Below are 26765 nucleotides of genomic sequence, written 5' to 3'. Positions count from 1 at the left end.
GGGAAGTTAAAAGCCCCTGTTGTTAACGGCAGGGACTTTTAATATAGTTTTCATCAATTCAAACCGGCTTTTTCCGGCTCATTTATGTGTGCCGGTTGGCTCAGGCATTTACCTTTTTGGAAGGCATCTTGCTTTTCAACCAGTAATTGAGAATATGCGTGAAGGTTTTTTTCAATTCCAGGAAACTGTTATCCTTTATAAAAAGTCCGTGAATAGATAAATCGTATGCCCGGGTGATCTGTTGTTCCGACACTTCGGTAGCCCAGAAAATAAAAGGCACGCTTCTGAATATTTTCAAGCCTGTTGCCAGCATTCTTTCCCGTAGCTCAAACCCGTCCATTTTATGAAGATTCAGTTCGCAAATGATAATAAAGGGAGCAGTATCTATTGAGCCTAAATGCTCAAGCGCCGCTTTTGCACTTTCCAAAAACACCAGTTCGTTTGAAAGTTTTAATTCACGCCATACTTCCCTAACCATTACCTGGTCATCCTCATCTGCATCTATTATCCAGATAGCTTCTGTTTGCATAAGTATATTTTCATGCTACCAGTATGCGTTCTAAAAATTATGCCACTGTATTGGTCACCGCATTACTTGTAATGTGAACATCAATACGCGTGTTTTTCCAGGGAAGTCAGTGGTTATTTCGGTAACTTTATAAAGTTTAATTTTTTTAAATGAAACAACAACCAGGGATTCCTGAACCAGGGGCCATAGATGTTCCGGACGACAGTACCATTTTATATCTTCTACCCACGGCGGTATGCGTGTGCGATATGACGGGTGTTGTTATAAGATATAATGAAAAGGCTGCGCAATTGTGGAACCGGCGACCACGGGTGGGGGATGCGAACGAGCTTTATTGCGGCTGTTATAAATTATACCTTCCAGATGGAACACATTTACCGCATGAACAAAGCCCAATGGCAGTGTGCATAAAGGACGGACAGCCCAGAAAAGACGTGGAACTGATCCTCGAACGTCCCGACCTTTCCCGGCTATATATCAGGGTAAATGTTGTACCGCTTTTGGATGGCACCGGCAAACAGGCAGGTGTTATCAACTGCTTTGATGATATAACCTGGCAAAAAGAAGCAGAACGGGTGCTGAGCAGAAAGATAGGAGAGGAAAAATTGCAGGAACTGGCTATCTCCCTGGAGAAGATCGTACAAAGGAAGACCCAGGACCTGGTACAAAAAACCGAGGAATTAAAAAAGAGCGAAGAACGGTATCATAAAATGGTGGAAGAAGTGGAAGATTATGCCATTCTGATGCTGGATAAGGAAGGAACGATCGTGAATTGGAATAAAGGGGCGGAAAAAATAAAAGGCTATAAAGAGGTGGAGATAGTGGGCAGGAACTTCCAGGAGTTTTACCTGGCTGAAGACCGGAAAAAGGGATTGCCACTGCAACTATTGGAACTCGCGAGGCAAACAGGCAAGGCCCTGCATGAAGGCTGGCGGAAAAGAAAGGATGGCAGTGTTTTCTGGGGCAGCATTGTGCTTACAGCTATCCATAACGATGAAGGCCGGGTGATTGGCTTTACCAAAGTTACCCGCGATCTTACAGAACGGAAGCTGGCCGAAGACCGCACCAACGATTACCTGAGGCAGCTGGAATTTCAGAATAAAGAACTGGAACAATTTGTGTATGCCGCATCGCACGATCTGAAAGAACCGCTGCGCAAAATGAATTTCTATGCCAATTACATAGCCGATCAGCCGGAAAACCGGTTGGATGAAAAATCCAGGGATTATTTAAGCAGGTCGTTGAAAGCGGCTGCACGCATGAAGGTGCTGATAGAAGACCTGCTGATCTATTCCCGTTCTACCATCCGAACAGACGTTTATGAAGAGGTAGACCTAAACAAAGTGATCGAGGAAATAGCAGGAACGCATAAAGAAGAGATCGGAGACGGGGAGGTCATTATTGAAAAACTGCCTGTTGTTTATGCCGTGCCTTTTCAAATAAAACAGCTGTTTTCCAACCTCATTGATAATGCGGTCAAATACAAACATCCCGGGCGCGATGTGGTAATAAAAGTAACGGTTAAACTGGTAGAAGGCAGCCAGGTACCAGTACATAACCTGGAACGGAATAAAAAATATTTTCAGATCTCGGTTATTGATAACGGAATTGGTTTCGATCCGGCACATGCCAACAGGATCTTTGAGATCTTTCAACGGCTGAACAATTCAACCAATGCAAAGGGGTCGGGAATAGGGCTGGCTATTTGTAAAAAAATTGTTCAGAATTATAAAGGAGCTATCGAAGCAAATGGGGAACCTGAGGTAGGTGCCCGGTTCTCGGTTTATTTACCCGCAGATCAGGCAATGCCATTGCAGTAAGTAAGCAGCTTTTTGGCCAGGCTCTGCAATTCTTTCATATTATCGGGCTTTACAATATATTCTGAAGCGCCGTTATTTAAACACTCATGCTGATGCCTGTACGCATTGGAAGTGCTAAGCACTACTTTGGGAATGGTGTCGTAGCGTTTTTTTGATTTCATAAAAGACAACACTTCAGAACCTTTGAGCTCGGGCATATTGTAGTCGAGCACGATGAGGCAGGGAAGGGAATCGTCGGGAGCGGAACGCAGGTATTCAAGAACGGAATTACCATTAAAGAACTTGTGCAGGGTTGCATCAGGTTCTATATTCAGGATGGCTTCTTCAATCAATTCAATATCTTCCACATCGTCATCAGCCATTAGTATATTTACTTTGTTCTTTCCCATAGCATAATGAGTTGTGCAAATATAGAACCTATGCCCATTCCTCGCTTATTATTGTTTTCCCGTGGAATATTTTCCCCTTAATAGCAGGATATGTCAATGGCATAATAATATAACCCAAAGATCGTAGTAGTGTCCTCCGGTTGCATTAGTATTTTACATATCAGCATTCTTTTTATAGTTTAGCAGCTCAAAAATCCAGTTTTCATGAGAATGCCCGTTGGCCGTTTGTCCATCCTGATCAGTTGCCTGTTGTTAGCGTGCTCTGCCCTGGCGCAACATACCCAGCATACACCCCATACAGATTCCAGTAAAAAATTTAATATAGCCGATTCTGCCCGCAGGGATACCGCCCGCAGGGATACTGCCCGGTTTAGAAGGAATAATGCGCTTCGCGACCTGTTTGCCGATTCTGCCAAACTCACCTCCAGCGATTTTCAGTTACAGATAGAAAAAACCTACCTGATCATGAATAATGTCAGGAACAAAAGTGAATTGGGACTGCGGGTTAAAGAGATAAAACAGGACCTGGCAGATAACGACTCCATGCTGGCGATCCTGAAGGACAACGTACTTAATAACAGTGCGGCGCTTAATCTCCGCAACCTGCAGGTATTTAAAACCCTGCTGCTGCATATCCAGGAGGCTAGTAAAGAAGAACACCAGTTGCTCGATAGTACCGAAGGCAAACTGGTTGACCTGCGCAACAGTATGAAAGCGCTGGTAGGGGATACTACCATGCGTCAGCTGTGGCGCGATTCGGCCTTACGCGCACAGTTTCAGCCGCAATTAAAAGGCATGCGCGAATTGTTCACCGGCGCCACCCAAAAGTTACGCGGCGCTATGGCGGCGGTTAACTTATTACAAACGCATGTGTCTGCCAACTCATTAACAACTGCCCAGTTGCTTGACAAGGTAACTTCCCTGTTAAATACCTCGGCCGCGCGCATTTTTGGCAAAGAGTATAATTATTTGTGGGAGAAAGATACAATCAGCCTGTCGAACAGCGCGCGAAGTTCAATAGGCAAAGCCTACGATGGCGAGCGGAAGGCCCTGCATTATTATTTCAAAGACAGCAATCAAAAGCGGTTGTTCCTGCTGCTGATCGGGTTATTGTTCTTTATCTGGCTGTACCGCAACATCAGAACGCTGAAGCGCCTGAATGCCATGGAAAGCCTCGCTAATATGGAGTTCGAATACCTGCCGAACAATTATATTGTCGCTTCCTTTATCATGATGTTTGCCGTAGCGCCGCTGTTCGATCTGCATGCACCTTCGGTATACATTGAATCCATGCAGTTCCTGATGCTGGTTATTCTTACCGTCATATGCTGGAAGAAATGGCCCCGCCGCCTGTTCCTGTACTGGATCGCAGTAATGGTCCTGTATATCTGTTTCTCTTTTACGCATCATATGGCCGATCCCGGCCTGGGACAACGCACGTGGCTCATTCTGCTGAATATATTATCGGTAGTATTTGGCATGTTGTTCCTGTCGCAGATCCAACGCAACCTGCCCATGCGCGGCTTCCTGAGATTTGTGATAAACCTGCATAATATCATGAACCTGGTGAGTGTGATCTGCAATATGGCAGGCCGGGTGTCACTGGCCCAGATCCTGGGCAGCACCGCCATCTTTGCCTTTACGCAGGCGATCGGACTGGCCGTATTCAGCAAAATATGTATGGAGGCCATCCTGCAACAAATAGTTGCCAGCCGCCTTCGCCGCAATGTACAGGCGCGGCTGAATTACCAGCCGGTGCTTACCGGTTTCCGCCGGCCTATTTTGTTCCTTACGGTGATCCTGTGGCTGATCGTATTTTTTACCAACCTCAATATTTATACGTCGGTAATGGACGCGTTGGGCGTATTCCTTACCACCCCACGTAGTATAGGCAGTGCCGAATTTACCTTAGGCGGGGTATTGCTGTTCTTCTTTATCATTTGGCTGGCGCACCTGCTGCAGAAGTACGTAGGCTTTTTCTTTGGCGATACCGGTACTGCCGAGGATGATGAAATTCACAACAAAGGAGCCCGTTCCCGGCTGTTGATAGCCCGTCTTATTTTGTTATGCCTGGGTTACCTGCTGGCGGTGGCCGCTTCCGGCGTTCCGGTTGATAAGATCACCATCGTACTGGGCGCCCTGGGTGTTGGTATCGGTTTAGGCTTACAGAACATTGTAAACAATTTCGTGTCTGGTATCATCCTCATCTTCGACCGGCCGCTGCAAATTGGCGATGTGGTGCAGATTGGCGATAAACAAGGCCGCGTACGCGAAATTGGGTTGCGTTCAAGCACCCTCATGACCGGTGATGGCGCCGAAGTAATTATTCCCAATGGTGATGTGTTAGGGCAACAGATCGTAAACTGGACACTGAGCAACAACCAGCAACGCATTCAGTTAAACCTGAGCGTTACCGGCAATAACGATATGGAAGTAGTGACCAACACCGTTAAAAAAGCCATCCTGGCTTCCGGCTTTGTTTACGAAAACCGCGAACCTTCCGTCTTATTCACCAAAGTACATGACGAAGGTTTTGACTTAACCGTGTATTTCTGGTGCGTTGATATTGGTAAGGCCGGGGAGGCGAAGAGTGCGGTTAATTTGTTGTTGTACCAGCATTTGAAGTCGGTGGGGATTCAGTTGAAATAGAGCGGCAACCAGGGAACGAGGCAACAAGGACGAAGCAACTGGTTGCCTCGTTCCCTTTTTGCCTTGGCTTTATAGGGCATACTTCTTTTCAATGGCCCTGCCTACCTTTTCAACAAGGCCTTCAGGCCGGTCTTCATTCACTGTCCATTCGCCACTATTATGAGATACATATCCGAACGATACATCATTCAGTATAACATGAAAGGATGCGGGTAAACCAGCCTCATTGAGTTTATCTGACGGATTTGCCCAGCCTGTATATTTTACACCATCCGATTCAAATGCAATGTTGAATATCTTATCTTCTGCAGTCATAATGGATAATGTTTTATAATCAGCTGAAATATTTGTACCAACGATGGGCAATTATACCTACACCTTGGGGAACATATAAAAAACAGATTTATACTATTCCATAAAATAATTACACGTATATATCAAATAAGCATAGGCACAACATTTTGTGTATCTCTTTTATTATTTATTAAATTAAAAACCTAACGAATATGCCTGCAACAACTAAGTCACGCAGCACAAAAAAGAAAGCAGCTCCGGTAGCAGCTGCCGCAAAAGGAAATTCACAACTTCAGGAATTTTTTATGGACGCCCTTAAAGACATTTACTGGGCTGAAAAGAAGCTGACGAAAACCCTGCCCAAGCTTCAAAAGGGAGCTACTACGCAGGAGTTAAAGAATGCCATTGAAGAACACCTGAGCCAAACCCAGGAACATGTTAGCCGTATTGAAGAGGCTTTTCAAATGATGGGTAAAAAAGCCCAGGCAAAAAAATGCGAAGCCATGGAAGGCCTGGTGAAAGAAGGGGAAAGCATTCTGGAGGAAACTGAAAGAGGTTCCATGACCCGCGATGCCGGTATTATTGCTGCAGCGCAAAAAGTAGAACACTACGAGATCGCCACCTATGGCACGCTGGTAACCCTGGCAAAAACCATGGGTGAAAACGATGTGGCCGAATTGCTGGCGCAAACGCTGGAAGAAGAAAAACAAACAGATCAAACCCTCACCGGAATAGCTGAGAGTGGTATTAACTGGGAAGCTGAACAGGAGGAATCTGATGAAGGCGAAGAAGGGGAGGAAGAAGAAGAGGAAGAATAAACTTTTTTTACTGATGAGCATTGTTGGATTGTGAGCCCTCCCCATTTATCGGGAGGGCTCTTGTTTTGCAATTAATGTTGTATGCGAAAGTTCATTCATGAAAATAGTTTGTCCATTGTTTCCTGTTGTTTGTGATTAGTCTTTCCGGCCAAACCTATCTATTTATCTCCGTTAAAAGGGATCGTCCCAGTCAAAGCCAGTTGATACCCCCTTGCAGTGAAACGGAAGAATAATTACTTTGTTACTGTAGCCAGCTTTTGCAACACGGTCTTTGTATATTGAAGCTGAACGTCGGGTGGATGCTTCTCTTCGCTGCGCAACATGCCTTTTAAACGTACTTTTTCTTTATATGTAATGGCAAAGTAAGCAAACAGTTTATTGCCCGATTCCGGTACCGGGGTGGCATAACCGGTTATACCAATACCCCAGTGCGCCCCAAAGATGCGGCAAACTTCTATTGCCATTTGTTCAGCCACCAATGGTGAAACACAGTTAACAGACAGGGCGTGAATGGGTTCTACCTGCAGGTGTTTGTATTTTTGAGCAATGTTGTATGCTGTAAGTCCGCCCTGGAAAAAGTCAGTGGCATCGGGTATATTGGAGAAGGCATATTGCAGCATTCCCGAGGTAACGCTTTCGGCCACTGCAATGGTTTCTTCCTTTTTCTTCAGGTATTTACCAATTCGTATAAGCAGATTCTTATCAAATAGTTCCATACTTAATGCGCCCACAAAAATACTGCCCTGATAGAATGCCTTGCATGTAGACATTCATCTACAAATGCACTGGTAACGAAATTGATGCAGATAATGGTAATTATTAATCCTTTAAATTGTTTTTTATGGCTAAATATTCAAAAGGTGCAGGTAAAAAAGTAGAAAAGGCTATGCACGAAAAAAAAGAAGGCACATTGAAAAGTGGCAGAAGCGGCCGTAAAGTAAAGAGCCGTAAACAAGCCATTGCCATTGGTTTGTCCGAAGCCCGGAAGGAAGGCGCAAGGGTGCCTAAAAAGAAAAGCGCCACTAAAAAAAGCGCTGCAAAGAAGAGAGCTACAACCGCCAGGAAGAAATCGCCGGGTAAGAAAAAGTCAGCAGGAAAGAGAACGACGAGGAAGAAATCTACAAGTCGTTAATTGATATAGGCAAAAACAAAATATTAAATATTGAATGTCCAATATTGAATGTTGAGTGAAGAAACGGGTTAAAGCCAAAAGGTTAAAGGCTAAAGCTAAAACCGAAAGTGTATTTACTTTAAGCTTTGACCTTTCGGCTTTCAGCCTGTATTTGCTTGCAGCTTGTGGCTGTTCTCCCATTGCCTACTACCTACTGCCTTTTTTTATCATCTTAATCGCCTTCTCCGCATCCGCAGTTCCCAGGCAACTGAATATCTTTCCATCTACTTTATTGTAGTTGATAAAAAATTCTTCGATCTGTTTATGGTGCTCCTTACCCAGTTGATCGATGTTTTCGATGGTTGAATAGGTGATGGAACCGGCTGGTATACAAAAATACCGGTCGTTGCGAACGCCTTTCTTGCCTTCTTTTCCCTGTACGGCTTTCAATGCGCCAATAACGCGGCAGGTAAGGTGAGCCCCGGTAAAACTGCCAAACTCAGACAGTACCAGCGCATCCAGCGGATCGCCATCTTCACCAACCGTACCGGGAATAAATCCAAAATCGTAGGGGAACACCATGCCCAATGGCAGCAGCCGGGAGAGTTTAAAGAGTTTTGATTTGGGATCAAACTTGAACTTGGCCTGGGTAGCACGGGGCGATTCTATAACGACTTCAATGGTTTGCATAGGCTCTTTTCTATTTTAATTGCAAAAACCTTTCCGGGGCGCATGGTTCGTTTTTTGAAGTGGTGTTTATATGGATTGGGTTTTACAATTGTTTGGACAGGGTAAAGACCTCACGGCCCTTCAAATGAGTATGCGGGGCATTGTAGTGTTTGTACTGGCGCTTGCACTCATTCGCATTTCAGGCAGGCGATCCTTTGGGTTGCATACCCCACTTGATAACATCATTACCATATTGCTGGGCGCCGTTTTAAGCAGGACCGTAGTGGGGGCTTCGCCGTTTGTTCCCGTTATTATCTGTTGCCTGGTGATCGTATTGATTCACCGGTTACTGGGTGCGCTTGTTTCCCGTAACGAAAGGTTGGGCAACTTTATAGAAGGTAAGAAAATGTTGCTGTTTAAAGATGGCCATTTCATCGACGACAATATGAAGCGGGCGCAGGTGTGTAAGGAGAATATCATGCAGGGGATCAGGGAATCGGCACTGACAGATGATCTGAGTAAAATTGAACGGGTGTATATGGAAAGGAACGGAGTTATAAGTGTAATAAAAAAACAATAAAATTATTTATATGATTAAAAGAGATGGTGCAATGCCCAGTTTATGGCAACAAACGGTAGAACCACTGCCCTTCAATAATGAAGCGCCGGCCGGCAATTACGATGTGGTTATCGTTGGCGCCGGCATCACCGGTATCAGCCTGGCCCTGCGCTTGCAAACTGCAGGACTGCAATGCCTGGTACTGGAAGCACATAATTGCTGTTTTGGCACAACGGGTGGCACCACGGCCCATTTGAATACGATGCTTGATACGCCCTACACCACCATTATAAAACATGTTGGGGAAGATGGCGCCAAACTGGTGGCGCAAAGCGTTAAGGAAGCCATTCACCATATTGAAAAGAATATAGAAACGTACCAGGCAGATTGTGGTTTTGAAAGAACGGCCGCTTACCTGTTTGCGCAGAACGTGCAACAGGAAAAGGAATTACAGGATATAGTAACTGCCTGTGAAAAAGTGAGCGTACCGGTGCATTATTCAAACAATATCCCTCTAAATATACCCTTTACAAAAGCGATCGAAATACCGGCACAGGCAAAGTTCAGCCCGGTACAATATGTATACGGGCTGGCAAAAGCATTTATTGCTGCAGGCGGCCGCATCATAGAGCAAACGGCGGTTACCGGTTATACCCATAGAACAGATGAGGTGGTTCAACAGGAAATCATTGAAGTGCAAACAGATGCTGGTTACAGCTATGTAACCAATAAACTGGTATTCGCAACGCATATCCCTCCGGGAGTAAATGTGCTGCATATGCGTTGTGCACCCTACCGGTCATACGCCATGGCGGTTAAGTTGAATGGCCCCTATCCTGATGAATTGTGTTATGATATGTATGATCCCTATCATTATTACCGCACACAGTTGATAGATGGCGAACCCTATTTTATTATAGGTGGCGAAGATCATAAAACCGGTCATGAAGACAATACCGCTGCCTGTTTTAATAAACTGGAAGCGCATGCCAAAAAGTATTTCAATGTAGAAAGTATTACACATAAGTGGTCTTCCCAATATTATGAACCGGCGGATGGATTGCCTTATATCGGTGAGTTACCGGGGGCGCGGCCCAATGTATATGTGGCCACAGGCTATGGCGGCAATGGCATGGTATATAGCCAGGTAGCCACTATACTGTTAACTGACCTTATAACAACCGGCGCCAGTGCGTATGCATCGTTGTACAATCCTAACAGGATAGCCCCGGTGGCGGGTTTTGCGAATTTTATAAAGGAGAACGCCGATGTAATAAAGAACCTGGTAAGCGGGTTGGTAACACGCACCCAGCTGGAGTCTTTGAGTGGCCTGGCCCATAATGAAGGAAGGGTAGTGGTGTTTGAAGGACATAAAATTGCCATGTATAAAGACGGCAATGGCAACCTGCATGTACTGAACCCTACCTGCACGCATTTAAAATGCAGTGTGTCGTGGAATGCAGCCGAGTTGTCGTGGGATTGTCCCTGCCATGGTGCCCGGTATTCCATTGATGGAGTTGTGCTGAATGGGCCGGCGAATATGGACCTGAAAAAGATTGAATTAAAGAACGATTAAAAGAGTTGGTTTTGATGGAATAACTATGCCCGTAATGATTGTTACTGGCATATTATTTTCAACCTTTTAACAAAAAGTAAAATCTTGCATACTACCTATATCCCTATCGGCCCTTCGCTTGCAAAAAATGGACAGTGTACCTTTACTGTTTGGGCGCCTGTATGTAATGCTGTGCAATTGGTTTTAGGATCTTCGCCCACGCTTCCCTGGCAAATGGAAAAAGGGGAAGAAGGTTACTGGACGGTGACTATCGACAAAGTAACACCAGGTATGCAATACTGGTATAAGTTGGATAATGAATTGCAGCGTGCCGATCCGGCTGCGCGCTACCAACCACAGGGCGTGCATGGCCCTTCTGAAGTAACAGATACCTCATTTAACTGGACAGATGATGACTGGCAGGGTATGGAGCTGGCGGAGATGGTGTTGTATGAACTGCATACCGGCACCTTTACTGCGGCCGGTAATTTCCAGGGCATCATCAGTAAACTCGATCATCTGCAAACATTAGGTATAACAGCCATTGAACTGTTGCCCATTGCCCAGTTTCCGGGGCACCATAACTGGGGTTACGATGGGGTGTTCCCATTTGCTATTCATAAAGACTATGGCACGGCTAACGATCTGAAGCAGCTGGTGAATGCCGCCCATCAGCGGGGCATAGCCGTTATTTTGGATGTGGTATATAATCATCTGGGGCCCGAGGGCAATTACCTGCAGGACTTTGCCCCTTACTTCACTGAAAAATATAAATTGTTCTGGGGCGGCGCCATCAATTTTGATGGCCAGTGGTGTGATGGTGTTCGCAATTATTTTATTCAGAACGCCCTGATGTGGCTGGATGAATTTCAAATAGACGGGTTGCGGCTGGATGCGGTGCATGGCATTTTCGACAGCAGTGCCACGCATATTATGGAGGAACTGACTGCCCAGGTAAGGCTGCTGGAACAGCGTGCACAAAGAAGAAAGATCCTGATCGCGGAATTTGATCTCAACAATCCGCGGTATATTTCACCGGTTGCCCAGGGCGGTTATGGCATGGATGCGCAGTGGGTAGATGAATTTCATCATGCGTTGCATGGGGCCATCACCGGGGAGCAAACGGGGTATTATGAAGACTTTGGCCCGCTGGAAGACCTGGCCCGAAGCCTGCAACATTCATATGTATATACCGGGCAATTTTCCAAACACCGCAAAAGGCATTTCGGCAGGGAGCCTGTAAATACAGGTTACAATCAATTCATAGCTTTTGTGCAGAACCACGACCAGGTAGGCAACCGCCTGCTGGGCGACCGCCTAAGTACAATGTTGTCGCCGGAAGGATTGAAAGTTGCTGCTGCCACGCTTATGTTGTCGCCGCATGTACCCCTGTTGTTTATGGGCGAAGAATACGGCGAAAAAAATCCCTTCCTGTATTTTACCAGTCATTCAGATGAAGAACTGATAAAAAATTTACGGGAAGGCCGGCGTAAGGAGTTTGCCGTGTTTAACTGGGAAGGCGAAGTGCCCGACCCCCAGGATGAAGCCATCTTCCGCCAGTCGAAATTAAGCTGGCAGATTGATGAAGTACCGGGTTTGTTCAGGTTATATAAATACCTGATCGCCTTCAGGAAAGAGCGGCAGGCCCTGTATAATTTCCGGCGTGATGATGCGGTGCGGAACATCCGCGTTCAAAACAAGGTACTGCGTTTTGAACGGCATGGCAATGAAGAAGTGCTTATCATTTGTTTGAACCTGGGCAGAGAACCTGAAAATATTCAGTTTGAAAAAGCCTGCACCAAAATTTTCGATACCTCCGATGTAGAATGGCATGGCCCCGGCAGCCTGGCGCCAGCCGTGGTGCAGCCGGAACAACCCTTTCTGATAAACCCATTTTCGGCCATTGTTTTTGAACTAACCAATAAGCCGGAAGAATAAACCTTAGTTATGAGAATACCAGTTGCTACATACCGGTTACAGTTAAATGCCCATTTTAATTTTAAACAGGTAGAGGAGATACTAGCTTACTTACACGAGCTGGGTATTACTGCCATTTATGCAAGCCCGTTCTTTTCAGCGCCTGCCGGCGGTATGCATGGGTACGATGTGTCCGATCCCTATAGCCTGAATACTGAAATTGGCACCATCGACCAGTTGCAACGGATCAATATGGAGCTACAGCAAAAAGGCATGACCTGGCTGCAGGATGTAGTGCCCAACCATATGGTTTTTGCCATGAGCAATAACCGCCTGGCCGATGTGCTGGAACGGGGCGAATATTCACCCTATTATAATTGGTTCGATATAGACTGGAACCATCCCGATCCCTTATTGCATGGCAAACTGATGGTGCCCTTTTTGGGAAAGCCATTACCGGAATGTTTACAACAGCAGGAAATTACGATAGACCTGGGGCCGGAAGGTTTTGTGATAAAGTATGGGGATACCAAATACCCGCTTTCCATTGGGGCCTATGAGCCGTTGCTGGCTCTTTTACACCAGGAGGATATTATGCAATTACTGCAGCAACTGCGTGCAGAAGCGGTGCAGGGGTGGCCATTGTCTTCCTGGCGCGAAATAAAGACCGGACTGGTACAAACATTTCTTGGCAAAGAGCAGGCAGTATTGGAAGTGCGCAGGCTGCTTACCGTAATAAACAGCGATGCGCGGGCCCTGGATAATATTTTACAAAGGCAATATTACCAGCTTTGTTTTTGGCAAAAGGCCAACCAACTGATCAACTTCCGCCGCTTTTTTGCCGTTAGTGAACTCATTTCACTGAACATGGCCAGTGAAGAGGTTTTTTACGAATACCACCAGCTGTTACACAATTTGTACCGGCAAAAACTGGTGCATGGGTTACGGATAGATCATATAGACGGACTGGAGAAGCCGGTTGAATATTTACACCGGCTGAGGCAATTCTTTGGAAACGATTGTTATATAGTAGTGGAAAAGATCCTGGAGCAGGGCGAGCACCTGGGTGGTAACTGGCCCGTACAGGGTACTACGGGATATGAATTTACTTCGCAGGTAAGCTGGTTGCTTACCAATAGTGAAGGCGCCCGGCAGTTGAAGCACTACTATACTACGCTTTTTCCCGGTATGCCGGATTACAAAACCATTACGTTTGAAAAGAAGCGCAGCTTCCTGGAGAAGTACCTGGGCGGTGAGTGGAATAACCTGGTAAGAAGTTTATACACGCTGCAACTGGTGCCGGAAACGATGATGCCCGATGAAATAAAACAGGCCCTGGCCCTGTTCATGTGCTGTATGCCGGTATACCGGTTGTACCCTGGTGAAGAGGCCCCCCACAGCAATCCGCAGGACCTGATCAAAGAAACCTTTGAAGAAGCGAAAGCAAGAGGACCGGAATGGGCAGCCCCCTTGCAGGTATTACAAACCATCTGGGATTTTGATGCAACAGATAATGGAATTAATTTACGGCGCCTGGAGTTTCAAAAACGCCTCATGCAGTTTACCGGCCCGCTTATGGCCAAGGGCGTGGAGGATACTACCTTTTACGTATACAACGCGCTATTAGGGCACAACGAAGTGGGCGATACGCCGGATATAGAAAATTATACTATCCAGGACTTTCATCAATGGGTGCAACAGCGGCAGCAACAATTCCCGTTTTCATTGAATACCACTTCCACCCACGATACCAAACGTGGGGAAGATGGCCGTTTGCGGGTGAATGCGCTCACCTGGTTTACCATTGAGTGGCAGCAGGTGAATGAACACTGGCGGTTAATTAATGCACCCTGTAAAGAAAGCCGGGATGGTAAGCCGATGCCGGCAGGTGAAGATGAGTATTTTATTTATCAGTCGTTGATAGCCGGTTTTCCTGCCGATGAACAGGTAACTGAGGAATATGTGGAAAGGTTAAAAGCCTATTACATAAAATCGGTACGGGAAGCCAAACTGTTTACCACCTGGCAGGAACCCGATTCAACGTATGAAGAGGCAGGTTGCCGGTTCATTGAAAAGATCCTGGCGCCGGAGCATAATTTTCTAAAAAGCTTTCTGCCGTTCTTTAAAAAAATCCGGGACGCTGCACAGCAACTGTCAGTAACCCAAACCCTGGTAAAGATCACAGCGCCCGGCATTCCGGATACATACCAGGGCAGTGAAGGCTGGGATACCAGTTATGTAGATCCCGATAACCGCCGCCCGGTTGATTATGGGTTTTTCAAACAGGCTTTAAAGGAGATCAAAGAACGGGAACAGCAGGGTACAGCGGAGGTGTTGAAATATATTTCGTCGAAAAAGACGGAAGGCCTGGAAAAATTTTATGTTACCTGGAAGGCGCTGCAATGCCGGCGGCAACTGGCGGCAGTCTTTTTGCATGGAAGTTATATACCCTTACAAACTCCGGCTGAGTGTGGAATTATTGCCTACATAAGGCAGTATAAAAATGAGTGGGTGCTGGTTATTGCACCAGTCTCGGTTCGGGTAACCAATACCAATTGTTCTATAACCCTGCCAGCCAATGCGCCCATAAAATGGAAACATGTTTTTACCGGCGAAACAATGGAAGCTGCAGGTGATTTACCAATACATACCATTTTCAACAATTTCCCGGTTTCATTGCTCACCGGAGAAGTTAAATAAATACTGTATATGATTGCGGAAAAAAGATCAGGGACAAGACTGTCCCTTGAATCGGTATTTTCAGGCATTTATCCCGGTAAGGCCTTTCCACTTGGCGCTACCTACGATGGAAAGGGAGTTAATTTTTCCATTTACAGCGAACATGCTGAAGAAGTGGAACTATGCCTGTTCGAAAACCTGGATAGTAAAACAGAGTTTGTAAAAATAAAACTCAAGGAGCGGGAACATTCCATCTGGCATGTGTATATAGCCGATCTGAAACCCGGGCAGTTATATGGTTACCGGGTTAGCGGACCGTATGACCCAAATGATGGCAAACGGTTCAACCCAAATAAACTCCTGCTGGACCCTTATGCCAAGGCTATTTCAGGGACTATCGACTGGCACGACAGTGTGTTTAGTTACAAAATAGGTGGCGATGACTTAAACCTGAATGGCACCGATAGTGCACCCTATGTGCCCCGCTCGGTGGTAATTAACCCGCAGTATGATTGGGAAAATGTACAACAGCCCAAAATACCATACGATCAAACGGTGATCTATGAGCTGCATGTAAAGGAATTTACCAAACTGAACCCTGATGTACCGGAAAATTTACAGGGTACGTATGCGGGGCTGGCGCATCCGGCGACGATAGACTATTTTAAAAAACTGGGCATTACCGCCATAGAACTGATGCCGGTACATCATTTTGTGACCGACCGCCACCTGGTTGAAAAGGGACTGACGAATTTCTGGGGCTATAACACCATTGGTTTTTTTGCGCCCGATGTACGGTATTCCTCCGGCGGGGTAAAAGGCGAACAGGTAACCGAATTTAAAAATATGGTGAAGGAGCTGCACAAGGCCGGTATTGAAGTAATACTCGATGTGGTGTATAACCATACGGCCGAAGGAAATCACCTGGGGCCCACGTTATCGTTCAAAGGCATCGACAACGAAGCCTATTACCGCCTTACAGAAGACAAGCGTTATTATATGGACTATACCGGCACCGGTAATACGCTGAATGCGTATTTGCCTGGGGTGCTGCGGCTGATCATGGACAGTCTGCGTTACTGGATTACCGAAATGCAGGTGGATGGTTTCCGCTTTGACCTGGCAGCCACGCTTGCCCGTGAGTTGCACGACGTTAACTACCTGAGCGCCTTTTTTGAAATTATTTACCAGGATCCGGTGATCTCGCAGGCAAAACTGATAGCTGAACCCTGGGATGTGGGGGAAGGCGGTTACCAGGTAGGCAAGTTTCCACCCGGCTGGGCCGAATGGAACGGCAAGTACCGGGATTGTATGCGCGATTACTGGCGTGGCGGCGACAGCATGCTGCATGAATTTGCCGAACGGTTTACCGGCAGCGCCGACCTGTATAAAAGCGATTACCGGTCGCCTACGGCCAGTATCAATTTTATAACCGCGCACGACGGCTTTACGCTTAACGACCTGGTGTCTTATAACGACCGGCATAATGAGGCCAACGGGGAAGACAATAAAGACGGCGATCAGCAAAACCACTCCTGGAATTGCGGAGCTGAAGGGCCAACGGACAATAAAGACATCAACGACCTGCGCGAACGGCAAAAGCGAAACCTGCTTACAACGTTACTATTATCGCAGGGGGTGCCTATGATCCTGAGTGGGGATGAAATAAGCCGCACCAAACATGGAAATAACAACTCCTATTGCCAGGACAATGAGATTTCCTGGATAGACTGGGAAAAAGCAGATACAAGCCTGCTGGAGTTTACGCGGCAGTTGATCTTCTGGCGCCGGAACCACCCGGTGTTTTGCCGCAGGCGCTGGTTCAGGGGACATTTAATTAAGGAAAGTAACCTGAAAGATATAGAATGGTTTTTACCCGATGGCACGGCGTTGAAAGATGATAATTATTCATCGGATGTGGCGCGCCTGCTGGGCATTTACCTGAATGGCGCCGACCTGGACATGACCAGCCCGTTGGGCGAAAAGATCACCGATGATAATTTTTACATCATTTTTAATTGTACGGCAGAGCCGGTTTCTTTTAAATTACCACCGGCCAATTACGCCGAATGCTGGAAGGAAGTGATCAACACCGTTAGTGCTGCCATAAACGAGGAAGGGGCCATGCATAACGCCGGCGATACGGTTACGGCAGCCGGCCGTTCGGTTATTCTGTTGCATTGTCCCAATACAATGGAGTCCAAATGATCAGGCCGAGGCGATCAGGGTTTGCGGGGCATCCCCCAGATATCATCGATACTGTTTCTTGTTTGCTGCATTGTTATTCAACCTTCAGTTTGTAAATGGCATAAGGATCGGTACGTTTGTTCACGCCGTCGTTATACTCCGGTTGTTTTTGGATCTGAGAACAACTGATGTACAACCATCCGTCTTTCGATATCGAATAGCTGTCGGGCCAGATGAGGTTGGCATCGACAATAACGGTTTCCATTTTCAGCTCGGGGGTGATCCGCAAAATGGAATAGGTGCGCATATCGCCCATGTACAGATTGCCTTTATGGTCAAAGATCATTCCGTCGGTAGTGGCAAAATGACCCAGGTCTTCCACCTTGCTGCCCAGTTGGGCGCTGCTCATGGTTTCATCGCGCAGGTATTCAGTACGGATGCGGTACAGTTTGTCATCGGTAAGCGGTTTGTAATACAACCAGTCGCCATCCGGTGTTAACGCAATGCCATCCGAATTGATCTTTACCGGCTGGCCGTTCTTCATCAGTTCATGACCATCGATGATGAACTTGAAGTCAGGATCGCTTTGGGTGGAGTAATGGTCGTGCAGTACCTGCCTTGAATAACCACTGGCCAGGTTCACCACTACAATGCCACCTTCACTGCTGTTGGTGAGATAAGCGTACTGCCGCTGGTTATCGATGCGAACATCATTGATGTAACTTTGAGCATCGGTGATACCGGCAAATAACCAGGTTCTTTCAATCGTGTTGTTGTTGAGATTTATTTTAACCAGTTTATGGCTGTTGTTGTATACACCGGCCATTTTTGGCGAGGCCGGGTCAACCACCCACAAATTATTATCTTCATCGGTAACAACCGACTGTACACAAACCCATTTGTCTTTACCCCCGTCACTGATCTTAGAGCTGTTCATATACAGGTTGGGATAGGGCGCCTTAGCCATCCACTGATCATCTGTTTTAAGATCGCTTACTTTACCATTTACTTCCACAACGGCATATTTATATATGTCTGACCACAACGGATAATTGGTGAACAATCGTCCTTCGGGCGAAATGGCCACACCGGTTAGTTGGAAGGTATCGTCTTTAAAAACAGTTGTCAATCGTGGCATTTTCGGCTCACAGGGTAATTTATTGCACGAAACCACACCTACATAACAACACATTATGAATAAAATTGAACGCATCATACAGCAAGTTTTTATTATTTAAACAGAAGTAGTTTTAAGGTTCCTTTTCATATAACAATCCATGTGTTAACGCTTTCCATTGCAGGTTCGCTAATCCTAACCGGGCGCCGAGGTACACAAAGAAATTCCGGATACGGGTAATGATATTCCGGCTTTTTTGATTGGGATGTTCGTTCCGGCCAAACACCGCTGCCATTAAGCTCAACTGCTTGCGAAAGATCACAAAGGTGGAGGTGGCAGGCTGGTCAAAAAAATGAGTAGGGGCCGATGTACTGGTTAAAGGATTTGGGCACGACTTTACCGTTATAAAGATCAACTGTTGTTCGCCTGACGATCTTTCACCCATTTGTTGTACCTGCACCCAGTCGCCTCCTTCATCGGGATTGCCAGGGCCGGGAATGTTGATCCTGAGGTAGTCATTTTTCATCACCGGTCTGTTAATCGCATTACCTGTTTCGTCAAATAACTGAAAGCTGGCCGTGGCCTTCCCGGCATAATCATTCCACTGGTTAATATGTACCAATCGTTCCGCAGCAATCCGGAAGCATGATTGTGCATGGGAATAGTTGCGGCAATTGATACGGCTGTGGGTAAATGAAGATTGCCCGGTATGTTGCGCCGGTACTACTTCACGTAGCCAGGGTTCTTTCATTGCATCTTTGTTACACATTGCAATAATGAATGCCATTGCCATGCCACGGGTATGTTAAAGAAAAAATATACTTAGGTTCCTTTAGTTCGATTGGTTACCTTTATCGCACAGGCATATTATTTTGTGTTATATCCAATACGTATCCTCCCACAGCAGCCTCTTTTATAGCAGTTATACATAAAAAGTAAAAATAGCCGGTAATGGGCTATTTACATTTGTCTACTGACGAATGTCATGAAACTGAATTTATATATATCAAATAAAAAAGGAAAATCGAAGCGTATGGAAGAGATAGTATCTATTGAATTTGAGTACAAGCACAAGATTTATTACGCGCTTGCCCGCATTAAAGACAAAAAAGACCATAATGAATACCACATCACCGTCATGAATGGTGAGTTGGAGCAAAAATTATATGGCAACCATGTTTTTGTAGACGATGACAGCTGGATTGAATTAAGTCCGATGCCCGAAAACAGAACAGGCCAGTTAAGACTGGCGGTGGGAATGGCTTTGTGCAAGCATTTTAACAAGCCGCATCATTTTACGACAACAGCAGTAAAGTAGGAAGGGAAAATGCCAATGTGATAATTCGATAATGTGATAATTCGATTAACCAGGCATTTGTTGTTCCTGTTCGGGATAAGGCGGCTGTGGATATTTTTCCAATGGATTGTTTTTCGGTGCTTTCACTTCGATATTCATAACTGATAGTTTTATAAAGGTGCACGCAAAAAGGAAGCCAGTGGAAGGCAGTGGGCAGTGGGAGAATAGCTGCAAGCCGCATCCGCCCGGCGGCGGAGCAGGCAAATACAGGCTGAAAGCCGAAATCCGCCGGCTGGCGGAAGAAAGGTAAATACACTTCCGGTTTTAGCTTTAGCCTTTAACCTTTTGGCTTTAACCCGTTTTCTTCACTTCAACATTCAATATTGGACATTCGATATTCAATAATTGTATTCGCTCTTTATCAGCGCTATCAACCTGGTTAACTGATCAACTTCCCATGGCATATCCTTTGCCGCTATACAAGTACTCCTGCTATACAGTATTTTCATTATACTTCCAGGCCGCTTTTACCTAATATTCTTTTTTGCATATTAAACAAAAAAACCGGTATGTCGCCAAACGAATACCGGTTACAGAATTGATGATGTTTTTTTATACTTCTTTAACAATCCGTCAATCAGGGAATCGATTTCGAGGAACTGGTTGGCGAGTTTATATACACTCTCCGCAATATCTGCAGGGTCGAAGAGCATCCAGCCTTCCATCAGCGTGAGCGGCCCGAAATTGGTGCTCACATTGGGCCAGTGATCTGTCTCGCTTTTAAATTGTTCTCTGAATGCAGCAGCGAACTCCCGGCTCGTTAATGTATATGCTTTCAGCTGCCGTAACTTAAGCGCATGAAGATTGTAAAACAATTTGTTGCCCTGTACGCCTTTGTCGTTTAGCCAAACAGAGAAAAAGATAGCCGCATCTCCCTGGGGTTGTGTAAGCGGTTTGTTGGCCCAGTGTTTTTTGTGCATCCGCAAAACAACCGACTCCAGCCAAACGCCGGTTTCTGTTTCCATTTCTTTTTGCGCCAACAGGTTCCTGTCCAGACGACCCGCTGCGTTTTCAAATTCTTTCAGATAGGATCTGAAGTTCATAGGTCCTAAAGATACTACTTACAGTCCACTACCGCCACGGCAAACGGCTTCAATACAATCGTATTGCCCGAAAGCGTCGTTTTTGCCGGCGGGTTTTCCCCGGTAAGAATATCTGTCTGGTTAACAACCGCATTCCCCGCTTCTGCTGGTAATACCACAGGTACCGCTGTGTTGTGTTTATTGATCAGCAGGATCTTTTTACCCTGTTTGGTAATGATGCCCTGAGCGGTAATATGCCCGCCTTTACCATTAATACTTGTTTTCAGCAATTGATTGCCCGGGCCGAAGTTTTCCTTCAGCAACCGCAGCACCCAATACCTGGCATTAGGGTTACCGTTTTCCCAGTTCATCATGCTTACATCAGGGAATTGGGTGGGGTAACCCACCAGTTGCGATTCACCGGCTACATCAACACCCAGTTTGGTGAGCTCCAGGAAAATATAGGCATACATGGCGCCTGCCAGGTTCCAGTAGTGTTGGTCTATGGGGCCCTGTTCACTGGGCGAACGCAGGATCACGCCTATCTCATTGATCATGGTAAACACCTGTGGCGCCAGCCGTTTCCGGATGCTTTCTATATAGCGGACCTTATCGAGAAATGATTCCGCATAGTCAAAGAATGAATACTGGTATTCATCGATGGTTTGCTGTGGCCAGGCTGGCCTTGAATAATGATGGTACGAGATGCATTCCAGTGGAATACCTGGTTTATGATTCTTGGGATTTAGAAAGTATTCAAAATAAGCCGGGTCGCGTACATAGGCGAGCGATAGTCCCACAAATTTTGTCTGCGGCGAAAGCTTCTTCAGCTCAGCCACAATAGCATCATACATTTTTGTATATAACTCCACCGGGATGTGGTGCTCCAGGTCGGGTTCATTCAATACTTCCCAATAGGGAATATTATAGAAATGGCCTGATTTGTGAAATACGCCCAGCTCGTCGGTAAAACCTCCTTTGGTGTACCAGCTGAATAAGCGAACATAATAGCCCGTTAGCTCCTTCATGGTAGCGTCGCGCAGCTGGGTGCCCTGGTTGTAATCCCAGCAGAGCCCGTATGGGTCTGCCGGATATTGTACCGGTTTGGCAGTTGTCCATAACCAGGCAGGCGTAGTGCTGAAGTTGATAACCGTGGAGTGTCCTTTGGTGGCCTCCATTACGGCCTGCATGGTGCTGTCGAGGTAAGTAAAGTCCCAAAATGTTTTATTGGCAGCAGGCGGCTGTAATTCGGCAACGGCCATTTTAGGATAGGGAAACCAGGGAACGTACCGGACATAATCAGCGCCCAGTTCCTTCAACGCTTTGAAGGTATTGGTATGAATAGGGGAGCCGGGCCGCACCATGGGATTTTCTACCAATTGTAAAGTCGCCGTTGTTTTTGATTCACTGACTACCGCCTTCCAGTCGATCGTAATTTTACAGGTATCGGTTTGCGCATGCAGCGCCGTGTTTAAAAGAATTGTACAGGCAACAAGCAATCGTTTCATAGTTAAAGGTATGTTTTACACCATACTCCGTTCAATACGTAATAAAGTCCCAGGTTCCACCAGTGGTCATAAAAAAAATCTTATTTTTATTGCTGAAGGCATAAGGCCTAAGGCAAAAGGCAGACGGCAAACAGTCCACTACGCTAAAGCTTGCCGCGATGGCTTGCAGCCTGAAGCTTGTAGCCTGTATTCGCTTACAGCTTACGGCTTACAGCTCACAGCTTACAGCTCACAGCTTACAGCTTACAGCTTACAGCTCACCATTATATGAGGTATGTTATAAAGTGTATACTGGTTTTACTTGTAGCAATACAACCTGCTTTTGCCGGTAATCCGCCATTGTCTTACCTGGGCATTGAGCAGGGGCTTTCCAATAATACCATCCGCGCTATTTACCAGGACCGTAAGGGGTTTATCTGGTTCGGTACCTACGATGGGTTGAATCGCTACGATGGCTATGAATTCAAAGTATTCCGTAACCGGTTTAACGATACCAGCTCGCTGATAGATAACAGCATTCACGCCATCCAGGAAGATGCCGCCGGCAATGTATGGGTGGGCACCAATACGGGGCTTAGTATTTATGAAACCGCTACCGGTAAATTTTCCCGGCTCCGGTTCCTGCCTTATGGCGAAAAGGCAGCCCGCCCGTTTAGCACAGAAACAAAAGACCTCAAACGAACGGCAGATGGCGCCATGCTGATCGCGAGTTTAACGGATGGGTTGTTGATGTATAAGAATGATGTAGCTGTACAGATACCCCTGGTGGCCAACGGCGTTACAACCGCTAACTATTCCGCCGCATGTATCCGCATCGATGATAAAAAAAGAGTGTGGGTATTTGTAGTATCGCGCGGACTTTGTTTGTTCAACCCCAATACCCGGCAACTGCAACTGGTAAACGAAACGCTCAGGGCTTCCTTCCGCATTTTTCCCGATGGCGATCGGTTATGGGTAGGCACTAATAATGGCATTTATACTTATGATATAAACACCAATACCTATACCCGTGCATTAGATCAATACGATCCGCAACTGGCTACTGATAAGGTGGCAGATTTTGCGCTGGATCACCAGCACCGTTTATGGATGGTGACCAAAGACAATGGCGTAAAAGTTTATGACCCCGCCACCCCGCAGGTAACGCACCTGGTAGCCGATGGCCGGGTAAACAGCCTGAGCAATGAAAATTTCAATACTGTTTTTGTTGACCGCGAAGGCCGCGTATGGCTGGGTTCACAACGTGGCGGCATCAATATCATTGACGGACAAAAAAGCCGCTTTACGACTATTGCGCACGACCCGCTCAACAGCAACAGCCTGGTGAGTAGTTACGTGTCGGCTTTTTATGAAATGCCCGATGGGAAGATCTGGATCGGATCCGAGTTTGGTGGGATAAGCCTGTGGGATAGAAAGCGAAGTTCGTTCATCAATTTTAAGAACGACCCCGGTAATGCAGCAACCATCAGCAATAATTTCATCACGAGTATTGCTGCCGATCACACCGGTGCTGTTTGGATCGGTACCTATTGGGGCGGCATAAACCGGTACAATCAACAAACCCATACTTTCCGCCGGTACAAATGTTTCAACTCAAACTATAATAACGCCGAGAACAAGATGGTGTACCAGTTGTGTGTAGATCATGAAGGAACGCTGTGGGCAACCACGCTGCAGGAAGGCGGCATAAAAGGCGCGTTGTACCGGTATAACAAAACAACCGACCGCTTTGAATATTTTGATAACCTGTCGGAATTGTTTGCCCTGAAAGAAGACCGCAACGGCGTATTGTGGGCTGGCAACTTTACCCAGTTGATAAAAATAGACCGTGTAAACAAACAACATACTTATTACAACATTGGTAAAAGCGTGCGCTGTATAGTAGAGGATAGGGCCGGCAATTTCTGGGTAGGTGCCGAAGGCGGCGGACTGGTGTTGTTCAACCGTGCCCAGGGTAAAATAGCCGCCCGGTTTACCACTGCCGAAGGGTTGTGTAACAATGCGGTGCTGAACATGCAGGAAGACGGAAAAGGCAATTTGTGGATGAGCACGTTTAATGGTATGTCGTGTTTTGCCATTGGCGCCAAAACATTTCGTAATTACTACCAGGGCGACGGTTTGCAAAGCAACCAGTTCAACCCCAATTCTTCGCTGGCGCTGCGTTCGGGCGAACTGTTATTTGGTGGCATAAAAGGATTCAATATTTTTAATCCCGAAAGCATTCAGCAAACACCGCATCCATCGCAGGTGTACTTCACCGGTATTACAGTAGATAATCAATCGGTACCCTTTACCGATAAATTGAAAGTGCCTTACAGTAAGGCGGTTTTTTCGTTTACCTATGTAGCGCCCGAATATGCCACGCCTGGTAAAATAACGTATGCGTATTATATGGAAGGGTGGGACAGGGGCTGGAACTATACCGGCAACCTGCGCACCGCCAATTATACGCACCTGGGCGAAGGCAGTTATGTGTTCCGCGTAAAAAGCACCGATGTAAATGGCAACTGGAATAAAGAGGAAGTAAAGCTGCGCATTACCGTACTGCCACCCTGGTACCGTACCTGGTTAGCGTATCTTTTATATGGTTGTGCGGTTGCTTCCCTGTTGTATGCCTGGTGGGGGTATCGCAGCAGGCAAACCCGGTTAAAATACGAAGTGGCTATTGCGCACCTGGATGCAGAAAATAAAAAGGTAGAACTGGAACGGGAAAAGGCAGAACGGGAAAAGGAACAGGTGCTCAATGAACGCGAACGCACCATCAATGAAAACAAACTCACCTTCTTTACCAATGTTTCGCACGAGTTCAGAACGCCGTTGACGCTCATCATCAATCCGCTTAAAGATGTGTTGAGCCGCAAACCCGAGTCGCCGGAAAAACCGGATGGCGAATTACAAACCGTATACAGGAATGCCCGCCGCATGTTGAGCCTGGTAGATCAGTTGTTGCTGTTCCGCAAGGCGGAAAGCGGCATGGATACCATTCGGCCGGCAAAGCAGGATGTGTATGCCCTGGCCCACGATATTTACCTGTGTTTTGTACAGCAGGCGAAAGCCAAAAAGATAACCTATGAATATGATTGCCCCCAACACCCGGAGGTGTATGCCGACCGGGAAAAACTGGGCATTATCTTATATAACCTGTTGTCGAATGCATGTAAGTATACGCCGGAAGGCGGCCGCATTGTTTTACAGGTGCGGGAAACAGACAATGAAGTAGTGTTCCAGGTGCAGGACACAGGCATTGGCATTGACAAGGAAACCGGCGATCAGTTGTTTGAGAAATTCTACCGGGCTTCCGGTTCGGCCATTACCGCCCAAAAGGGTTTTGGCATTGGCTTGTATCTGGTAAAGCACCTAACTGCCCGGCATAAAGGCAAGATCAGTTTTGAAAGCAAACCCGGTGAGGGCACTACGTTTACGCTTAGTCTGCTTAAAGGTGTTCAGCATTTTGGAACGGATGTGATCCTGGATGATGTGACGGTTCAACCTGTATTACTGGATGAACTGACGCTGGATGATGAATTAAGCGCATCCACCGAATCAGGGGAGCCGGATGGCGAACCGCTGGAGGCAGTGGTTACCGAAAAGAAATCGATCCTGCTGATAGATGACGATGAACGGATCCTGCAATATCTTTCCGGGCTGTTTAGAAATACCTACCAGGTGCTGCTGGCAGCTGACGGGGAAAATGGCCTGAGCCTGGCGCACAAACACCTGCCCGACCTGGTGATCGCCGATATCCAGATGCAGGGCATGAGCGGCATCGATCTTTGTAAAAAGATCAAAGAAGATGCGGCCCTGCAGCACATCCCGGTTATTTTGCTCACCGCCAGTACGTCGGCCGAAGTACGGTTGAAAGGCGTTGAAGGTGGCGCCGACGATTACATCACTAAACCATTTGATAAAGATATCCTGGTGGCCCGTGTGGCCAGCTTGCTCAAGGCCCGCACCGTGCTGCAGCATTATTTCTTCAACGCCATCACCCTCAACCATACCGATCAGAAGGTGTCGCAGGAATACAAGGAATTCCTGGAACGCTGTATCGCCATTGTGGAAAGCCACCTCGACGATGACAGTTTTAACCTGAAAGTATTGCTGGCCGAAATAGGTATGAGCCGCAGCAACCTGTTCCGGAAAGTAAAATCGGTTTCGGGGCTCTCCATCAAATCATTCATCCGCTTCATCCGCCTGCGCAAGGCGGCCGAACTGTTTATTAATACAAATTATAATGTAAGCGAAACAGCCTTACGCGTTGGCATTAACGACATCAAATTCTTCCGCGCCGAATTCCATAAAGTGTTTGGGATGAACCCCTCTGATTATATTAAGAAATATCGTAAAACCTTTGGTGCCCAATTTAGTGTGAGAAAACCGGGAAAGTAAATACAAAATGTCGAATGTTGAATGTCGAATATTGAAGTAAGGAAAAAGTCCGCGACGAGGTCTTCACGTCAACATTCATTATTAAATATTCCTGTATTTCAAAGGGGGTAAAGTAGTAAAAATGGCTTCCTCACCCCCCTGAAACGGCTTCCCTCCCTCCCCAAGCTCCTGATTTCCCCCCGTATTTTGCAGTCGTTAA

General features: G+C 46.4%; 20 protein-coding genes. 11 read left to right on the top strand and 9 right to left on the bottom strand.

What is annotated here, in order from left to right; all coding sequences use genetic code 11:
• Positions 1-100 precede the first annotated feature (100 nt).
• Positions 101-529 (bottom strand): response regulator, encoded by a 429-nt coding sequence (locus NIAKO_RS15405; RefSeq protein WP_014219379.1) that lies wholly within the window; start codon positions 527-529, stop codon positions 101-103.
• A 149-nt stretch (positions 530-678) separates the two neighbouring features.
• Here NIAKO_RS15405 and NIAKO_RS15400 point away from each other — a divergent pair, with 149 nt between their 5' ends.
• A complete protein-coding gene (locus NIAKO_RS15400; protein WP_014219378.1) occupies positions 679-2349 on the top strand; it encodes a PAS domain S-box protein in 1671 nt (556 codons plus the stop codon).
• Here NIAKO_RS15400 and NIAKO_RS15395 read toward each other — a convergent pair.
• Entirely contained in the window at positions 2328-2738 is a 411-nt protein-coding gene (locus tag NIAKO_RS15395) for a response regulator (RefSeq protein WP_049815535.1), read from the bottom strand. The genes NIAKO_RS15400 and NIAKO_RS15395 overlap by 22 nt on opposite strands.
• Positions 2739-2942: 204 nt before the next feature.
• On the opposite strand from NIAKO_RS15395, the gene NIAKO_RS15390 reads away from it, so the two are divergent.
• On the top strand, positions 2943-5387 hold the full coding sequence (locus NIAKO_RS15390) for a mechanosensitive ion channel family protein (protein WP_014219376.1): 2445 nt from the start codon (positions 2943-2945) through the stop codon (positions 5385-5387).
• Between the two features lie 69 nt (positions 5388-5456).
• Here the strand turns inward: NIAKO_RS15390 and NIAKO_RS15385 are convergent, their stop codons facing one another.
• Positions 5457-5702, bottom strand: coding sequence for a hypothetical protein (locus tag NIAKO_RS15385; protein ID WP_014219375.1), 246 nt, complete (start codon positions 5700-5702; stop codon positions 5457-5459).
• 191 nt (positions 5703-5893) lie between these two features.
• Between NIAKO_RS15385 and NIAKO_RS15380 the strand changes: the two genes are divergently transcribed.
• Positions 5894-6499, top strand: a complete 606-nt coding sequence (locus tag NIAKO_RS15380; protein WP_014219374.1) for a YciE/YciF ferroxidase family protein — start codon at positions 5894-5896, stop codon at positions 6497-6499.
• A 233-nt stretch (positions 6500-6732) separates the two neighbouring features.
• Here the strand turns inward: NIAKO_RS15380 and NIAKO_RS15375 are convergent, their stop codons facing one another.
• Entirely contained in the window at positions 6733-7269 is a 537-nt protein-coding gene (locus NIAKO_RS15375) for a CinA family protein (protein WP_014219373.1), read from the bottom strand.
• A gap of 71 nt (positions 7270-7340) precedes the next feature.
• Here NIAKO_RS15375 and NIAKO_RS15370 point away from each other — a divergent pair, with 71 nt between their 5' ends.
• Positions 7341-7631, top strand: coding sequence for a DUF6496 domain-containing protein (locus tag NIAKO_RS15370; protein WP_014219372.1), 291 nt, complete (start codon positions 7341-7343; stop codon positions 7629-7631).
• 186 nt (positions 7632-7817) lie between these two features.
• Here the strand turns inward: NIAKO_RS15370 and NIAKO_RS15365 are convergent, their stop codons facing one another.
• Positions 7818-8300, bottom strand: coding sequence for an inorganic diphosphatase (locus tag NIAKO_RS15365; protein ID WP_014219371.1), 483 nt, complete (start codon positions 8298-8300; stop codon positions 7818-7820).
• Between the two features lie 70 nt (positions 8301-8370).
• Between NIAKO_RS15365 and NIAKO_RS15360 the strand changes: the two genes are divergently transcribed.
• The 5 genes from NIAKO_RS15360 to glgX all read left to right on the top strand — a co-directional run bounded on the left by NIAKO_RS15360 (position 8371) and on the right by glgX (position 17197).
• Positions 8371-8859, top strand: coding sequence for a DUF421 domain-containing protein (locus NIAKO_RS15360; protein WP_014219370.1), 489 nt, complete (start codon positions 8371-8373; stop codon positions 8857-8859).
• A gap of 10 nt (positions 8860-8869) precedes the next feature.
• Positions 8870-10414: an FAD-dependent oxidoreductase gene (locus NIAKO_RS15355; RefSeq protein ID WP_041346796.1), complete on the top strand. Its 1545-nt coding sequence runs from the start codon at positions 8870-8872 to the stop codon at positions 10412-10414.
• An 84-nt stretch (positions 10415-10498) separates the two neighbouring features.
• Positions 10499-12331, top strand: a complete 1833-nt coding sequence (treZ, locus tag NIAKO_RS15350) for a malto-oligosyltrehalose trehalohydrolase (RefSeq protein WP_014219368.1) — start codon at positions 10499-10501, stop codon at positions 12329-12331.
• A 9-nt stretch (positions 12332-12340) separates the two neighbouring features.
• Entirely contained in the window at positions 12341-15010 is a 2670-nt protein-coding gene (gene treY / locus NIAKO_RS15345; protein WP_014219367.1) for a malto-oligosyltrehalose synthase, read from the top strand.
• A gap of 9 nt (positions 15011-15019) precedes the next feature.
• Positions 15020-17197, top strand: coding sequence for a glycogen debranching protein GlgX (glgX, locus tag NIAKO_RS15340; protein WP_014219366.1), 2178 nt, complete (start codon positions 15020-15022; stop codon positions 17195-17197).
• A gap of 73 nt (positions 17198-17270) precedes the next feature.
• Here glgX and NIAKO_RS15335 read toward each other — a convergent pair whose 3' ends face one another.
• Together NIAKO_RS15335 and NIAKO_RS15330 are read right to left on the bottom strand one after the other, a co-directional pair.
• Positions 17271-18392 carry an SMP-30/gluconolactonase/LRE family protein gene (locus tag NIAKO_RS15335; protein WP_242675452.1) on the bottom strand — a complete coding sequence of 374 codons (1122 nt, stop codon included), beginning with the start codon at positions 18390-18392 and terminating at the stop codon, positions 17271-17273.
• 34 nt (positions 18393-18426) lie between these two features.
• Positions 18427-19044: a hypothetical protein gene (locus NIAKO_RS15330; RefSeq protein WP_133055274.1), complete on the bottom strand. Its 618-nt coding sequence runs from the start codon at positions 19042-19044 to the stop codon at positions 18427-18429.
• Between the two features lie 282 nt (positions 19045-19326).
• Here NIAKO_RS15330 and NIAKO_RS15325 point away from each other — a divergent pair, with 282 nt between their 5' ends.
• Positions 19327-19611, top strand: coding sequence for a hypothetical protein (locus NIAKO_RS15325; RefSeq protein WP_014219363.1), 285 nt, complete (start codon positions 19327-19329; stop codon positions 19609-19611).
• Between the two features lie 569 nt (positions 19612-20180).
• On the opposite strand, the gene NIAKO_RS15320 is transcribed toward NIAKO_RS15325, so the two are convergent.
• A complete protein-coding gene (locus NIAKO_RS15320) occupies positions 20181-20693 on the bottom strand; it encodes a hypothetical protein (protein WP_014219361.1) in 513 nt (170 codons plus the stop codon).
• 14 nt (positions 20694-20707) lie between these two features.
• Positions 20708-22180, bottom strand: coding sequence for a hypothetical protein (locus NIAKO_RS15315; protein WP_014219360.1), 1473 nt, complete (start codon positions 22178-22180; stop codon positions 20708-20710).
• 267 nt (positions 22181-22447) lie between these two features.
• On the opposite strand from NIAKO_RS15315, the gene NIAKO_RS15310 reads away from it, so the two are divergent.
• Positions 22448-26566 carry a two-component regulator propeller domain-containing protein gene (locus NIAKO_RS15310; protein ID WP_014219359.1) on the top strand — a complete coding sequence of 1373 codons (4119 nt, stop codon included), beginning with the start codon at positions 22448-22450 and terminating at the stop codon, positions 26564-26566.
• The last annotated feature ends 199 nt before the right edge of the window (positions 26567-26765 follow it).

The organism is Niastella koreensis GR20-10 (assembly GCF_000246855.1).
Taxonomy (GTDB): domain Bacteria; phylum Bacteroidota; class Bacteroidia; order Chitinophagales; family Chitinophagaceae; genus Niastella; species Niastella koreensis.
Note: the sequence above shows the minus strand (reverse complement) of the source record. Positions and strands in the feature narration are given on the sequence as shown.